This window comes from Stackebrandtia soli (assembly GCF_965137155.1).
GTDB lineage: Bacteria > Actinomycetota > Actinomycetes > Mycobacteriales > Micromonosporaceae > Stackebrandtia > Stackebrandtia soli.
Window position 1 is genome coordinate 67,504 of the sequence record NZ_CBCRZX010000002.1, and the last position, 15,221, is coordinate 82,724.

A 15,221-nucleotide genomic window follows, 5' to 3' on the forward strand; every position below is an offset into this window, starting at 1 on the left:
TCAGGACCACCTAACCATGCCCCACTCACCCCGGACGTGTCGAGGCGTCCTCCACCCAAGCAACGTTTGCACGACCGTCCACTTTCAATCCAAAACCATCCCCGCCTACGCGGGGCACAGGCGAGTTGACCTGGGTGACTACCGGCGAGTGGCCACGTTTTCGACCAGAATCAATTCGAGTACCTCCCCCACTCGACTCATCGCCGCCTGGTCACTCCTTCAACTGAGCGGAAGCACCTTCGTGAACCCAACGCCACCAACGCATGCGGCGAACCGGAACACGACCCGTACCACTCCACATCAGACGGGCGATTGCCCCCAAAGCCGGATGGCCCGCAGCCTTCGGCTTGGTGGGGCGATGTACGCGGCCACGCCTTCCTGCTGCGATGACGAGAAGAGACCCGCCAAGCCGCAGAGGTGACCGCGCAGAAGACCGCCGATGAACGTCAGTGTCATTCCACCGGCGAACGGCCGGGGCCGCCCGAGCCATGACGACCCGGACCCTCGCCGCGTGCGCTACGCAGACCGAGCCGGGGGTCCACCCGTCGAGAACACGATGTCCTCGGGATGATCGGTCGTTCATCCCTTATGGGTGGACCCCGGCCCGAGTCGTGAGCGGTCAGCCGTGGTCGCGGAAGCGGTTGGTCATCGGGAGGCGACGATCGCGGCCGAAGGACTTACTCGTGATCTTCGTGCCGGTCGGCGACTGACGACGCTTGTACTCGGCGGCGTCGATCAGGCGCAGCACGCGGTCGACGACCTCCGGGTCGTGCCCCGCCGCGATCAGATCGCGCCGCGAGCGGTCGCCGTCCACATACGCGGCGATGATGGCGTCGAGCTGCGGGTAGTCCGGGAGCGAGTCGCTGTCCTTCTGGTCGGGACGCAGCTCGGCGCTCGGCGGCTTGGCGATCGTGTTGTGCGGGATCGGCTCCGGGTGGCCGAGGCAGCGAGCCTGCTCGTTGCGCCACGCCGCGAGTTCGTAGACGAGCGTCTTCGGAACGTCCTTGATCGGCGCGTACCCGCCGACGGAGTCTCCATACAGTGTGGAGTAACCGACGGCGTACTCGCTCTTGTTGCCGGGAGCCAACACCAGGTGCCCGTTCTGGTTCGACAGCGCCATCAGCAGGACACCGCGAGCGCGCGCCTGGAGGTTCTCGACGGCGAGCCCGGACAGCGACAGCTGGGACATGATCGTGTCGACGACTCCCTGAATGGGCTCCACATAGTAGTGAGCGCCGACGCGGTGGGCGAGCTCGGCGGCGTCGTCGAGGGAGTGCTGCGACGAGTACTGGGACGGCATCGACACGAGGTGGACGCGGTCCGCGCCGATCGCGTCGACGGCCAGGGCGGCGGTCAGGGCCGAGTCGATCCCACCGGAGAGCCCGAAGATGACGGAGCCGAAACCGTTCTTGGCGACGTAGTCGCGCAGTCCGGTGCGCAGCGCGGCCCAGACTTCGGCGAGGTCGTCCAGGTTCTCGACGACGCGGCAGACCGGTGCGGGGCCGTTGGGCGCCCACGGCTGTTCGACGAGGGTGTCGAGGCGAACGCGCATCTCGCCGGTGACGTCCATCGTCGCCGCGCCGTCCGGGAGGTCGAGGTCGGCGACGAGGAGTTCCTCCTCGAACTGGGCGGCGCGGGCGATGAGTTCGCCGGACGGGGCGACGATCATCGAGTCGCCTTCGAAGACGAGTTCGTCCTGACCGCCGACGATGTTGACGTAGGCGACGGTGGCGCCGGCCTCGGCGGCACGGCGACGGACGAGCGGGAGGCGACGGTTGTCCTTGTCGCGTTCGTACGGGGAGGCGTTGATGTTGATGATGAGACCGACGCCCGCCTCACCTGCGATGGCGAACGGCCCGCCGGGCTGCCAGATGTCCTCGCAGACGGTGAAGGCGACGTCGACGCCGCCGAGCCGCAGCACCTGGAGGGTGTCGCCGGGCACGAAGTACCGACTCTCGTCGAAGACGCCGTAGTTCGGGAGGTGGTGCTTGAAGTAGCGGGTGGCGACCTTACCTCCATAGAGGACGGCTAGGGCGTCGCGAGGGCCGGCGTCGCGGGGCGAGTCGGCTCCGAGCCGGGCGGGCCCGTCCGCGTCGAGGTAGCCGACGACGACCACGAGGTCACCGAGGCCCTGATCGGCGAGCTCGGTGGCGAGCCGTTCCACCCGATCGCGACTTCCATCCACGAAGGACTCACGGAATACGAGGTCTTCCACGGGGTAACCGGTGAGCACCATCTCGCCGAAGGCGACGACGTTCGCCCCGGCTTCGTGGGCGCGACGAGACCAATCGAGCACGGTGGCGGCGTTTCCGTCGAGGTCACCCACGCAGCTGTTGGTCTGAGCTAGTGCGATGCGGATAGTCGGCATGCCGCCATTGTCTACCCGCGACCGCCGTGTCGGCCAGCGCACCCGCCGCGACGGCGGACCATGTTCGACCGAGGAGACCGGCGGATTTCACGTACCGCGAACGGCGAGACGACGGAACGTGCGCGCCGATCGCGACCAGGCGGAACGTCGACGTCCGACGACCACGGACGAGACGGCGGCCCCGTCACCTTCGTGACGGGGCCGCCGATGTCGAGTCGCCTTGCGGCGGTGGGTATCCGGGGTCAGCCCTTGGCCCCGGCGGTGCGGCGCAGCCAGATCGCGATGAGCTCGATGACCATGACGACGGCGAACAGCATTCCGGTGATCAAGGTCACGGCCTCGTATTCGAGGACGCGCGACGCCTGCAGGAGGTAGTAGCCGATGCCGCCGGCCCCGACGATGCCGAGCAGCGTCGCGGAGCGGATGTTGACGTCGAGCTGGTACAGCAGGTTGCCGATGAAGGACGGCAGGGCCTGCGGAAGCGTCGCCGCGAAGAAGACCTGCGAGCGGGTGGCCCCGGTGGCGCGGAGCGCCTGTTCGGGCCCGGAGTCGACCTCTTCGACCGAGTCGGCGACGAGTTTGCCGAGGAGCCCGATCGCGCCGATGGCGAGCGCGAAGGTTCCGGCGATCTCGCCGAGGCCGATCATGATGACGAAGACGATCGCGAGGATCAGTTCGGGGATCCCGCGTACGACGACGATGAACATGCGGAACAGTTTCGCGAGTCGCGGGAACGGCGAGACATTGCGCGCGGCCATGAGCCCCACGGGAATCGCGAGGATCGCGCCGATGATCGTCGCCGCGAACGCGACTTGGAGCGTCGTGAACATCGCGTCCATCAGCGTCTCGGTGGGGACACCCCCGGTTCCGGGCGGGAACATCCGCCCGAGGGTCGCCCAGAGGCCGTTGCCGCTGGCGCCTCCCGCGAAGTCGATGAGGACGTAGACGACCGAGACGGCGACGACGAGACCGGCGACTATGGCGTAGCCGAGGCGGCGCACCCGGGCGGCCGTCCATGGTGGGCTGACGCGGCGTTCGCCGACGGGACGGGAGCCGCGTTCGATGACGCGGCGGCCGAGGCCGAGGATGCCGCGTCGTTCGTTGGCGACACTTTGACCGAGGATCGCCTTGCGGACGGCGCCGGAGATCAGTTCCATGACGACGCACAGGATCAGCACGATCAGGGCGAGCGCCATCGCGCGCTTGTAGTCGAGGCGTTCGATGGCGTTCTTGATCTCTTTGCCGATTCCGGCGACCCCGACGAATCCGAGGAGGACGGAGATGCGCAGGTTGATGTCGAGCCGGTGCATCGCGGTGGCGACGAACGCGGGCAGGACCTGCGGGAAGACGCCTCCGATGAGTTGTTGCAGTCGGCGGGCGCCGGTGGCGCGGACGGCGGTGCGCGGGCCTTCGTCGATCTGTTCGATGGCGTCGGCGTAGAGCTTGCCGATCATGCCGATGGAGTGGATGCCCATCGCGAGGACGCCGGGCAGGATGCCGAGTCCGAGCACGCGAACGAGGACGATGGCGAGGACGACGTCGGGAATGGCGCGGCAGACGACGATGAGGGCGCGGGCGCCGAATCGGGTGGCCTTGTTGCGGGTGGTGTTACCGGCCGCCCAGATGGCGAGTGGCGCGCTCAGCACCATCGACAGCATGGTCGCGGCGATGACGACGGCGAGGGTCTGGCCGATGAGCCCGGCCGTCTCGGCGATGGGCGGGAAGTCGAGCGGGAGCATCCGGCCGAGGAAGTCGCCGGCGTTGCCGACGCTGTCGACGATGGTGGCGACGTTGATACGAAGCTCCACCATGGACCATAGGCCGAAGCCGAACAGTCCGAGGACGACGAGCGTCGCGGCGATCGTGTTGGCCCGGGGAACGGCGAGGGTGCGGCGTCGCCGTGGCGGTGGTGGCGCGCCGACGCTGGTGTCGGGGGCGTCTTCGGTGAGTGTGCTCATCGTCGCCTCACTCGGCCGCTTCGGCGACGGATTCGGCGCCGACCTTCGCGTAGATCGACATGGCGTCGGCGTGGTCGATCTCCGAGACCGGGGTGTCCATCACGACGCGTCCCGTGTGGAGTCCGATGATGCGGTCGCCCCACGTCAGGGCCAGGTCGACCTGGTGGAGGCTGCACAGCACGGTGAGCTTCTCCTCGGTGGCGACCTTGCTGATCAGTTCCATCACCTGGTGCGAGGACTCGGGGTCGAGCGAGGCGACGGGCTCGTCGGCGAGCAGGACCTCGGGCCGCTGCATCATGGCGCGGGCGATCGCGACGCGCTGTTGCTGGCCACCGGAGAGCGTGTCGGCGCGCTGGAAGGCGCGCTCGCCGAGGCCGACGCGGTCCAACTGGTCGAGGGCCTCCTCGCGGATGCGCTTGGGGTAGGTGGGAAGTCCGAGGCGCGGCCCGCCGAGCCGTCCGAGCGCGCCGTGGCAGACGTTCTCGAGGACGGTCAGGGTCGGGACGAGGTGGAACTGCTGGAAGACGAAGCCGATGCGCCGCCGGAGCCGACGGAGTTCGCGGGCTCCGGCGGCGGCCACGTCGACGCCGAGGACTTCCACGGCGCCGGACGTCGGCAGTTGAAGGCCGTCGACGTGCCGCAGCAGGGTCGACTTGCCGGACCCGGACAGGCCGAGCAGCACGACCACCTCCCCGGCGCGTGCCGACAGCGACACTTCGTCCAGGGCCGTGACCGGACCGGGGAAGCGCTTCGTCACCGTGTCGAAGCGGATGACGTCGCCGGTGGACGCGTCGGGGAGCTGGTCGTTGCTGCTCACTGGTTTCCTTTAACGCTGGGGTTCCGGGTCTGGTCAAGAGGCTTTGCAGGCGGCGGCCTGGGTGGCGTCGCAGACGTCGACGAGGGAGTCGTAGTACGTCTCCTCGACGGGCTGCCAGCCCCAGATTCGCTGGTCGGTCAGGTCGCACTCGCCTTCTTTGCAGTAGCCCTTCTCGACGAGGTAGTCCTGGTTGGCCTTGGTCTTCCAGATCTCGACGATCTTCTCTCGCAGTTCCTTGTCGAGTCCGTTGTAGATGGTGATGGGGGCTTCGGGGATGATGTCGGACTTCCACACGACGCGCAGGTCGCCGTCCTTCAGGTCGCCCTTCTCGATGAGGGTCGTCTCGATCATGCTGTCGAGCGCGAATCCGGCGTCGCAGGTGCCGTTCGCGACGGACAGGGCGGACGCGTCGTGGCCGCCGGCCTCGATCTGCTCCCAGTCGTCCATCTCGATTCCGGCGTCGAGGAGGCCCTTCACCGGGTACAGGTAACCGGAGGTGGAGCTGACGTCGACGAAGCACAGCTTCTTGCCCGCGAAGTCCTCGATCGTCTCGATGTCGGAGTCGGCGGGGACGACGCCGTAGGAGAGGTAGCCGGGTTCCGCGCCGTCCTTCTTGACCATGGCGCCGAGCAGCGACAGGTCGGAGCCGCTCTGCTTGGCCTGGTAGTAGGCGAGGGGGCCGTACTGGGCGATGTGGATCTTGCCGGAGCGTTGGCCCTCGATGACGGCCGCGTAGCTGGTGGCGGGCTGGAACTCGACCTTCATGTCCAGCTCGTCCTCGAGCATCTTCATGAGCGGCTCGTAGGTGTTGGACAGGTCGGTGCCTTCTTCGGCGGGTACACCGCTGATGATGAGCGTCTCACCGGACGCGTCGTCGGCGCTGGTGCCGCAGGCCGCGGTCAAACCGAGCACGGCGATGCCGGCAAGCGCTGTCAGCCGTCGGCTGAGCTGTCGCCTCATTGCGAACTCCTTAACGCCGCTAATGGGGGGTGCGGCGAACTGATCGGGGTGGTCAGACGGCGAGGCGTCCCATTCCGTGCACCTTGCCGAAGCGAGACGCACATTACCAAAGATTGACGGTCCCCCTCGCGTAGCGATCACGCGGCGGGCTGGAAGGCCGACGTCACTTGAGAAGTAGGTACACGCCCGCGGCGAGGCCGTAGACGACGATGAACCCGCGAAGCACGTTCTGGGGAAGCCACCGCGCGAGCCGGGCGCCCAGGTAGCCGCCGACGACGGTGGCCGGGGCCAGCACGGCGACACCCAGCCAGTTGACGGGGGCGAAGATCCCGTAGACGAGGACGGTGACGGCTCCGACGGTCGCCGAGGCGACGTTCTTGAGGGCGCTGATCCGCGCGAGCCGGTCGTCGCGGACGAGCGCGAGCCCGGCGACGAGCATGACGCCGAGTGCCGCGCCGAAGTAACCGCCGTAGAGGGCTCCGATGCCGGTCATGATGTGGACGCTCCACCATTGGCGGCGCGGGCTACGAGATTGCGGATGCCCGACGAGCGCGCGGAGACGCTGTTGGAAAGCGAGAAGCAGTGCCGCGCCGATGACGAGGAACGGCACGATCGCCTCGAACGCGGCGGCGGGCGTCGACAGCAGCAGTATCGTGCCGCCGATCGCACCGATCACCGCCGGAACGGTCATGGTGAGTGCGATGCGTCCTTGGCCGGGCAGGTCGCGGCGGCTGCCGACGACCGAGGAGACGTAGCCGGGGAAGACCGCGATCGAGTTGGTGACGTTGGCGGTCACGGGCGGCAGGCCGACGGTCACGAGCGCGGGGTAGGTGACGAGCGATCCGCCGCCCGCGAGGGAGTTGATGGCACCGGCGGCGAGGCCCGCCGTCAGCAGCAGCACGACCGAAGTGACGTCCATCATGGATCGTTTCGTGGTCGGGGGGCGCGTGACGACATGCGGGGCTCCTCGGTTCTATGACGTGGCCGCGTCGCTCGGCGCTGATCGTCGCGGCGCGAGGGCGCGTTCCGACTGGTCAGCGCATCTCGCTGGGAGATGCCGACGCGGGCGGGCGTCGCCATCGGATGAGACTACGATGGTTTCGGCGGACGAGTCAGCCAGACGGTCGCGACCTTGGTCACAAGGTCGAGGAACGTCCGGACTCCACAGGGCAGGGTGGTTGTTAACGGCAACCCAGGGCGACCTGCGGGACAGTGCCACAGAAAACAGACCGCCCGCGTGAGCGGGTAAGGGTGAAACGGTGGTGTAAGAGACCACCAGCACCCCCGGTGACGGGGGTGGCTCGGTAAACCCCACCCGGAGCAAGGTCAAGAGGGGCTTTCGGGCCCTGCGCGGACGTTCGAGGGCTGCTCGCCCGAGTTCGCGGGTAGACCGCACGAGCGCATCGGCGACGGTGCGCCTAGATGGATGACCGTCAACCGGGGTCGCGGTGACGCGCCCGGTACAGAATCCGGCGTACGACTGACTCGTCCGCCCCATTCAGTCGGCGAGTCGCGCCGTCAGGTCGCGATAGAGCACGTCCAGGTGATCGGCGAGTTGCGTCTGACGCGCACCGGTCAGACCGGACAGGAGCTCCGTCTCGCGGCGCAGGATCTCCCCCACGACCCGATCCGTCAGGGTGTGCCCGGAGCCGGTGAGCCGCACCCACACCGTCCGCGCGACGCCGCGTCGACGCTCGACCAGTCCGTCCCGTTCGGCACGGGCGACGCGCTGCGAGATCGCGCCCGCCGTCACCAGTGTCGACGCCGCGATGTCGCGCGTCGTCAGCTCGTACGGCTCACCCCCGCGACGGATGGTCGACAGTAGATCGAGGGTCGCGGGCTCGACGCCGAGCCGGGCGAGAAGACGGCGCCGGTCGTCGGCGAGCAGCTTCGCGATCCTCCAGATCGGAGTGACGACGGTGATCGCGTCGGCCGGGGCGTCCGGGAGCTCGCGACGCCAGGCGTCCGCGATCTCCACGGCGGGAACGGGACCGGGATTATCCAGCGGATAAGAGTCACTCGTCATGTGCCTCGCCCTTGTCGCGTCGATGATCGTCGATTATGTTTAGCTCTAAATTTAGAACTGAACGATAGGTGTGATTATGTCTCGTCTCGTCCTCATCACCGGCGGCGGCACCGGCCTCGGCCGGGCGATGGCCGAACGCTTCGCCACCGGCGGGGATCGCGTCGTCATCACCGGACGTCGCGTCGAGATCCTGCGCCGAACCGCCACCGAGCTCGGAGGCGGCGTCACCGCGATCCCCTGCAACCACGCCGATCCCGGTGAGGTGGCCCACCTAGCCGCCACCCTCGACGGCACGATCGATGTCATCGTCAACAACGCCGGAGGCAACACCGACATCGGAGCCTCCCCCGCCGAGGACATCACCTCCTCGCTGACGGACGGCCTCGCTGCCGTCGCAGAGTCGTGGCGACGGAATCTCGACGCGAACCTGATCAGCGCCGTCCTGACGACCAGCGCGCTCCTCGAACGCGTGCCGGACGACGGACGGCTCATCCACATCGGATCGATCGCGGCCGACAAGGGCGCCGGATCGTACGGTGCCGCGAAGGCGGCCCTCGCGTCCTGGAACATCGACCTCGCCCGCGCCGTCGGTCGGCGCGGAATCACGAGCAACATCCTGTCCCCCGGATACACACTCGACACGGAGTTCTTCAAGGACACGATGACCGCTGCAGGTCACGCCGCCCGCGTCGGAGCGACCGCGGTCGGCCGCGCCGGCACACCCCTCGACATCGCCGAAACCGCGTGGTTCCTCGCGTCGCCGCAGGCCCGCACCATCACCGCCCAGACACTCAAAGTGGATGGAGGCGCCTACCCGAGCCGCTGAGCCGTCACGCCGAAGCCTTCGCCACGCGGCGATCTACGCGACCGGGAACCCGTGTCGTAGGCAGGACCTAGCATCAGGTGATGACGACAGACCTGTTCGCGGGCATCCCCGTCAGCGACTACGCAACGGCGCTCGCCTGGTATGAACGACTCCTCGGTGGGCCGCCGTCGTTCCTGCCCAACGACACCGAGGCGGTGTGGGAGCTCGACGAGCACCGGTACCTGTACATCGACGTCCGCCCCGAGCACGCGGGCCACGCCATGCACACCGTGTTCCTGGGCGACTTCGACCCCCGCATCGCCGCGATCGCCGACCGGGGCCTGGAACCCACCGAGACCGAGACCTACGAGAACGGCGTCCGCAAGGCCGTCTTCCACGACCCGGACGGCAACGAGATCGGCCTCGGCGGAGCCCCGCTCTGAAGGGTCCCGATTCCGACCGGGTGGCCCGAGACTTTCGGCTTGGTGGGGCGGCGTACGGCACGCAAGGCTCTCTGCGGCGTCAGTGACGGAGCCCCACCAAGCCACAGAAAGAAGTCCACACCAAACCGCAGCTCCGGCCCCGCCCTGACGATCGGCGAGAGTGCTCTGCCGGGTGGCCGCCCGGACCCCGCGGCTTGGTGGGTCTCCCCTCCTGCCCACGGCAGAGAACGAACGACCCGTACGCCGCCCCACCAAGCCATCAGTCAGCGGCCGCCCAAGCGCTTGGCCGGACCCAGACCGATCTCACCGACAAGGACCGTCCCCCGCGTATTCGGGGAGCAGACGAGGTGATCTGGAGGTCTGCCCCGGGTGACCGGGTACTTTGCCGAGATCACCATGGCGCCAGGCGATCGAGACCGATGCTCAGCGGCCCTCGTTCATCGCCTCGTTGGCGAGGGCGTCGGCACGGAGGTTCTCGGCCCGGGGGATCCACGTGAAGGTCACGTCCGAGAAGCCGCGCACCAGCGTCGCGGCCTCCGATTGCAGGGGCTTCAGGCCCGGGTGCCGCACCTTCCAATTCCCGTTCATCTGCTCGACGACGAGTTTGGAGTCCATCCGCACGTCGACCCGGTGCGCGCCGAGTTCCGCGGCGGCGCGCAGGCCCGCGAGCATGCCCCGATATTCGGCGACGTTGTTCGTCGTGACGCCGAGGAATTCCTTGCGCTCCAACAAGATCTCGTCGTCCTCGGTGAGAACGACCGCGCCGTAGCCGGCGGGGCCGGGGTTGCCCCGCGACCCGCCGTCGGCTTCGACGACCACCCGGTCGATCCGACTCACAGGCCCGACTCCTCCGTCCGCACGAGTATCGCGCGACAGTTGTCACAACGCACCACATCAGACGGATCGGCGGCACGCAGCTCGGCCAACTCGCCTCCCGACTGTTCGATGCGGCAGCCCTCGCACCGACGCTGCCGCAGCATCGCGGCGGCCGTCGGGTTGCTCTTGCGGATCTTCTCGTACAGCGCGATCAAGTCCTCGGGAAGGCTTGAGGCGACGGCGATCCGCGCCTTCTGCTGCACCGAGGTCTGCATGTCGAGGTCGGCGACGACGCGGTCCCGATCCGTCGTCAGCTCGCTCAGACGGCCGGAGAGCTCGGACGCCTCGGCCGCAGACACGGCGGCGGAGGAAGTCTCGGACTCCCGACGCTCCATCAGTTCGAGTTCCTGGTCCTCAAGGTCCGATTGCCTGCGGGCCAAGGTCTCCAGCTCCCGGGAGAGCCCTTCGAGTTCACGGGGGCCGACCGAACCGGACTCCTGAAGACGACGGTCCTTGTCGGCGCGGGCACGCACCTGATCGATCTCGCGCTCCACCCGCGCGATGTCCCGTTCCAGATCGGAAGCGGTCGCCTCGTGGGCCGCGCGCCGGTCGGTCACCGTGTTGAGCTCCTTCGTGACCTCGGCGATCTCCTTCTCCACCGGCAAATGCGCGCGGCGGTGCGCCAACTGCGTCAGCGCGGTGTCGGCCTGTTGAAGGTCCAAGAGTCGGCGCTGGTCGTCGGGATCTGCTTGCACTCCGCGCTCCTTTGTTGTGTTGTCAGGTCTCACGACGACGCGTGAATGGTCCACGGGTCGGTGTTGACGTCACTTACCACGGTATCGACGCCGAATCGGGCCGCGACGTCGGAGGCCACCAGCTCCAACCAGGGCCACTCGCCGGCCCAATGAGCGACGTCGATCAATGCCGGTCCACCGGACGCGAGATGTTCGCTGACGACGTGATGCCGCAGGTCCGAGGTGACGAACGCGTCGACCCCGGCCGCGCGGGCGTGCCCGAGGTAGCCGTCTCCAGCGCCGCCCGACACTGCGACGGTCCGAATGATCCGTTCCGGGTCGCCCGCCGCGCGCACGCCCCACGTCGTCGCGGGGAGCGCGTCCGCGACGGCGGCGGCGAAGTCCGACAGGGTGAGAGGCCGACTCAGGGTGCCGACGCGGCCGATGCCGCGCGGTCCGTCGTCGATCGGGTCGAGGGGACGAAGTCCGGTCACACCGAGGGCGGTGGCGAGCGCGTCGGAGACGCCGGGGCTGGCGACGTCGGCGTTGGTGTGCGCGACGTACAGGCCGATGCCCGCCTCGATGAGGGTGTGCACGATGTCGCCCTTGTAGGTGGTCGGGGCGACGCTGGATACACCGCGTAGAAGCAGCGGGTGGTGGGTGACGATGAGGGTCGCGCCGACGCGGATCGCCTCGGCGACGATCTCGGGTACACAGTCGACGGCGAAGAGGACGCGTTCGACACGCCATTGTGGCCGTCCACAGACGAGTCCGACGCGATCCCAGTCGGCGGCCCATTCGGGCGGGTAGCGGCGGTCGAGTTCGGCGGTGATATCGGCGATGGTGGTCATTCGCGGGAGCGTACCGGGTCGAGGCCGGCGATCTCGGCGGCCACGACCGGCCACGGAAAGCCGACTCGCGCTTCGGGCTGTTTCGGTTGCGGCAGCGGAAAGAAGTCGTCGCCGAGGAGGACGCGAACACCCCAGCCCCGCAGTAGTCCAACATTGTGGACGAAAGTGGGGTGGGCGGCGTGCGACCGGTTGGAGTACGGGACGGCGAGGATGGGGCAGCCCCGCCCGATCGCCTCGGTCAGCAGTCCGAGAGCGAGTGTGTCGCTGATTCCGGCCGCCCACTTGTTTACCGTGTTGCACGTCGCCGGGACGACGGCGATCGCGTCGGTCCGTGGTACATCGCCGGGTGCCTTCGGATGCCGGTAGCGGGTGTGCACCGGGTGGCCGGTGAGGCGTTCCGCCTCGGCGATGTCGAGGAACCGCGCGCCGTCGGGCGAGGCGACCACCCAGACGTCCCAGTCTCGTGTCAACGGCTCCAGCAGCGCGGGAACGACTTCTCCCGTCAAAATGGAACCGCAGGTGACGAGGGTCAGGGTCGGACGGCACGCGGTTGCGCTCATGCGGCGACGCCCATACTCTCGGCGAGCTGACGGACGGGCAGCGGCGGGTTGGTCTTGCTGCGACGCAACAGGTCCGTGACGATCTCGTGTGCCATCGGACGGCAGCGAATCTCACTACGGGCGGCCCGGTCGGCGGCTACGAGGGCGCGCCCGGCCCGGTCGATGTCGCCGAACTGGGTGCAGGCGCGCGCCAGGTCCAGGTAGTGATGGGCGCGGCGTTCGGGCACCATCGCGTCGAGCAGGTCCGGGTCGATCTGTTTGTGGACGTCGAGGGCCGCGCGACCTTCGCCGAGCTCGACGAAGGCGGCGACGCGATGCAGTTTGACGTTGGTGGGACCGAACGACGTCCAGTAGTAGTTCTGGTTGTCGCCCACGAGATCGGCGGCCCGGGACGCGGCGTTGAGCAGGTCGCGCGTTGTCGCGGTGTCCCCGCGCAGCGACGCGGCCATCGCGGCCTGGAGCAGGAGGGCGCCGTAGACGCTCAACGAGGCCGGGTCGCGCATCGCTCGACCGCCGAGTTCGGACATGATGCCGTGCGCGACCTGGACGTTCAGGTCGAGCGCGGCCTCGTATCGACCCAGGGCGCGCAGCGCGTTGGCGACCCGGGTCGTCGCGATGCCGATGAGGAGCGGGTCGTCGCAGCGCTGGGCCGCGCCGATCGCGCGANCGGCGGCGAGCCAGGACAGTTGCGGTTCACCGAGTTTGCGCAGGACGGTCGAGGCGATCTGGTAGACCTGGGTGAGGAGGGCGGCCGCTTCCGCGCGGGTGCCGCCTTCGGACTGTTCCTCGGCGACTGGGGCCTGTTTGAGCAGATCGATGAGGCTGCGCGCGAGTACCGGGTAGTTCGAGTTCTCGTAGCTCGCCCACGCGTACGAGACGGACTTGCGCAGTTCGGGAATCGGCACGGGGTCGATCGGTGCGGAGGACAGGTACTTGCCGAGTCGTTCGTATCGTTCGAGGGACGCGCGAATGCTGTCGACCTCCACCTGGTCGATGCAGTTGGCGTATTCGTTGCGGCGCAGTGGTTCGCGACCGAGCAGTTGCTGTGTCTCGATGGCCAGGGCGTCGGCTATCTCGTTGACGACGGAGAACTTGTCGAGGCGTCGCACCCCGCGTTCCACCTTGTCCACCCAGCTCTTGGACTTGCCGATCGCGTCGGCGAACACCTGCTGGGACATTCCTCGACGTTGTCGCCAGTAGGCGACCCGCCTGCCAATCGGTTGTTCCGAGGACTCCATGTTAGACCCACCGTCATTTCTGGAGCGAGAGCGAATATCGAACCATCGACCACTCACTCTCTCCAATATGGACAAATAGTGCAGACGTCACGTGTGATGCGGAAGGACCGTGGAACGTGTCCGGGATCCGTTTCCTGCCATGAAACGTCGAGCGCCATCCTGAACGCGAACCAGCGTGATCATCTACATTGGTGGCCTGATGGGATCAGGCACCATATGTGTTTACACCGGCTCCGCATACAGCGCAACGATTGTGGGTCGATCGGGTGACGGTTGCGAACCGAAGTCGACCGAATCGTCCGGATTTCATCAGGGGTTGCGGTAGACTGTCGCGGCCGCTCATCACCACCACGCGCGGAGCCCGGCGTAAACCCTTTGTTCGGACGAATTCCCGGCATGCGGCACGCCGAAACGACTAGATTCTCGTTATGTCGGATATGAGACAGAGCCTGCTGTGGTCGATCCGTCATCGACGGGGGCCGGCCACGATCATCGTCGGCGCGAGCGCCACGCTCAGCGCGATCGGCGTCGGATACATAGTCGCGGTCGATGAGTTCGCCTGGTGGATCGCCGCGATCGCCGTCGCGGCGACCCTCGTCGTCACTCGGGTACGACGACGCCACGTCGACGCCGTGTCACGCGAACTGGCGGGATTGGCCACCGATCCGCCGCCCCGCCGCCGTCCCCGAGTGATCTAACGCCCGGTCGGCGACGACCGTCTCCGTGTCGTCCGGCGCGGAATCCTCGTCGGTTCGCTCGTCGTCCTCCGGCTCACCGTCGACGACGTCCTCATCGTCCACCGGGTCGGGTTGGACCATGTCATCGGGCACCGGCAGCGGCACCACCAGACACGGCCCTCCCTGGTAGATTCCGCCGTCGACGCACAGGCACAGGCGATCGCAGTAGCGGCGCGGACCGACGACCTCGTCCCCCGGGATGCCGAGTCGGTCGGGGATCGTCGAATGCCCGTGCACGATCTGGCTGCCGCCGAAGAAATCGAGCATCGCGGCCGCCTGGGCCGGGCCGTCCTCCGCCTCGAAGCGATGCCTGATCGTCAAATCCCGGAACAGACCCCACCATTTGGCGAAGTCGTCGGATCTCAGGATCTTGCGAACGTTGCGGTTGACCGCGTTGATGCTGCGGCCGTACGCGCCGTATTCGACCGTGTCGGTGTGGACGAGGAGATGGTCCGACTCGTAGGCGATGACCTGGCGGGCCTGCAGCCACATGACCTGGGACTTCGACAGGCGGGCCACGTCGTCGTCCTGGCCGCCGTTGAGGTGCCACCACATCCGGAAGTTTCGGGGACCGCCGTCCCCGACGTCGACCTCCTCGTCACCGAAACGACGCGCGCCCAGCATGAGGATCTCGTGGTTGCCGAGCAGTGTGTCCACCATGCCGCCCGCGTCTTCGGCCTCACCGGCGAGACGCATCAGGAGCTCGACGACACCGACCCCGTCGGTGCCCCGGTCGAAGAGGTCCCCGAGGAACCAAAGGCGGGTCTTACCGCCGCTCCACCGACCGTCACCGTCGATCAACCCCGCGCGTTCCAGTGACGCGACGAGTATGTCTCGGTGACCGTGCACATCGCTGACGACGTACACGGGTGTCTCGGCGGCCTTACTCATGCGCCTGATCGTAGTGC

Annotated in this window: 13 protein-coding genes, 1 other RNA gene and 3 pseudogenes; 4 read left to right on the plus strand and 13 right to left on the minus strand. The window is 67.9% G+C overall.

All coding sequences use genetic code 11. The features are described 5' to 3' along the window. Positions 1–619 precede the first annotated feature (619 nt). The 5 genes from ACM9NP_RS01525 to ACM9NP_RS01545 all read right to left on the minus strand — a co-directional run bounded on the left by ACM9NP_RS01525 (position 620) and on the right by ACM9NP_RS01545 (position 7,022). Positions 620–2,368, minus strand: coding sequence for an NAD+ synthase (locus ACM9NP_RS01525; RefSeq protein ID WP_415644720.1), 1,749 nt, complete (start codon positions 2,366–2,368; stop codon positions 620–622). A 242-nt stretch (positions 2,369–2,610) separates the two neighbouring features. Next, positions 2,611–4,326, minus strand: a complete 1,716-nt coding sequence (gene phnE, locus ACM9NP_RS01530; protein ID WP_415644721.1) for a phosphonate ABC transporter, permease protein PhnE — start codon at positions 4,324–4,326, stop codon at positions 2,611–2,613. Positions 4,327–4,333: 7 nt separating this feature from the next. Further along, positions 4,334–5,143 carry a phosphonate ABC transporter ATP-binding protein gene (phnC, locus tag ACM9NP_RS01535; RefSeq protein ID WP_415644722.1) on the minus strand — a complete coding sequence of 270 codons (810 nt, stop codon included), beginning with the start codon at positions 5,141–5,143 and terminating at the stop codon, positions 4,334–4,336. Positions 5,144–5,176: 33 nt separating this feature from the next. Further along, positions 5,177–6,103: a phosphate/phosphite/phosphonate ABC transporter substrate-binding protein gene (locus ACM9NP_RS01540; protein WP_415644723.1), complete on the minus strand. Its 927-nt coding sequence runs from the start codon at positions 6,101–6,103 to the stop codon at positions 5,177–5,179. Positions 6,104–6,266: 163 nt separating this feature from the next. After that, positions 6,267–7,022 (minus strand): sulfite exporter TauE/SafE family protein, encoded by a 756-nt coding sequence (locus ACM9NP_RS01545; RefSeq protein WP_415644868.1) that lies wholly within the window; start codon positions 7,020–7,022, stop codon positions 6,267–6,269. 189 nt (positions 7,023–7,211) lie between these two features. On the opposite strand from ACM9NP_RS01545, the gene rnpB reads away from it, so the two are divergent. Continuing rightward, an RNA gene (gene rnpB, locus ACM9NP_RS01550) (RNase P RNA component class A) lies at positions 7,212–7,595 on the plus strand. Positions 7,596–7,601: 6 nt separating this feature from the next. Here rnpB and ACM9NP_RS01555 read toward each other — a convergent pair. Then, on the minus strand, positions 7,602–8,129 hold the full coding sequence (locus ACM9NP_RS01555; RefSeq protein WP_415644724.1) for a MarR family winged helix-turn-helix transcriptional regulator: 528 nt from the start codon (positions 8,127–8,129) through the stop codon (positions 7,602–7,604). Positions 8,130–8,205: 76 nt separating this feature from the next. Between ACM9NP_RS01555 and ACM9NP_RS01560 the strand changes: the two genes are divergently transcribed. Then, positions 8,206–8,955, plus strand: coding sequence for an SDR family NAD(P)-dependent oxidoreductase (locus ACM9NP_RS01560; RefSeq protein WP_415644725.1), 750 nt, complete (start codon positions 8,206–8,208; stop codon positions 8,953–8,955). Between the two features lie 80 nt (positions 8,956–9,035). After that, entirely contained in the window at positions 9,036–9,377 is a 342-nt protein-coding gene (locus tag ACM9NP_RS01565; protein WP_415644726.1) for a VOC family protein, read from the plus strand. A 435-nt stretch (positions 9,378–9,812) separates the two neighbouring features. Here ACM9NP_RS01565 and ACM9NP_RS01570 read toward each other — a convergent pair. The 6 genes and pseudogenes from ACM9NP_RS01570 to ACM9NP_RS01595 all read right to left on the minus strand — a co-directional run. Continuing rightward, a pseudogene (locus ACM9NP_RS01570) lies at positions 9,813–10,205 on the minus strand (reverse transcriptase-like protein); the annotation flags it as partial. Between the two features lie 5 nt (positions 10,206–10,210). Further along, positions 10,211–10,948, minus strand: a complete 738-nt coding sequence (locus tag ACM9NP_RS01575; protein WP_415644727.1) for a zinc ribbon domain-containing protein — start codon at positions 10,946–10,948, stop codon at positions 10,211–10,213. 29 nt (positions 10,949–10,977) lie between these two features. Next, a complete protein-coding gene (locus tag ACM9NP_RS01580; RefSeq protein ID WP_415644728.1) occupies positions 10,978–11,778 on the minus strand; it encodes a Nif3-like dinuclear metal center hexameric protein in 801 nt (266 codons plus the stop codon). Beyond that, positions 11,775–12,338: a flavoprotein gene (locus ACM9NP_RS01585; protein WP_415644729.1), complete on the minus strand. Its 564-nt coding sequence runs from the start codon at positions 12,336–12,338 to the stop codon at positions 11,775–11,777. Before ACM9NP_RS01585 ends, ACM9NP_RS01580 begins: the two co-directional genes overlap by 4 nt. Continuing rightward, a pseudogene (locus ACM9NP_RS01590) lies at positions 12,335–13,004 on the minus strand (helix-turn-helix domain-containing protein); the annotation flags it as partial. The pseudogene ACM9NP_RS01590 and the gene ACM9NP_RS01585, both read right to left, overlap by 4 nt. A gap of 1 nt (position 13,005) precedes the next feature. Continuing rightward, positions 13,006–13,576: pseudogene (locus ACM9NP_RS01595) on the minus strand (helix-turn-helix domain-containing protein); the annotation flags it as partial. A 428-nt stretch (positions 13,577–14,004) separates the two neighbouring features. Between ACM9NP_RS01595 and ACM9NP_RS01600 the strand changes: the two are divergent. Next, positions 14,005–14,274, plus strand: a complete 270-nt coding sequence (locus ACM9NP_RS01600) for a hypothetical protein (RefSeq protein ID WP_415644730.1) — start codon at positions 14,005–14,007, stop codon at positions 14,272–14,274. Here the strand turns inward: ACM9NP_RS01600 and ACM9NP_RS01605 are convergent. Beyond that, complete coding sequence (locus ACM9NP_RS01605; RefSeq protein ID WP_415644731.1) at positions 14,212–15,204, minus strand: metallophosphoesterase; 993 nt, start codon at positions 15,202–15,204, stop codon at positions 14,212–14,214. The genes ACM9NP_RS01600 and ACM9NP_RS01605 overlap by 63 nt on opposite strands. Positions 15,205–15,221 lie beyond the last annotated feature (17 nt).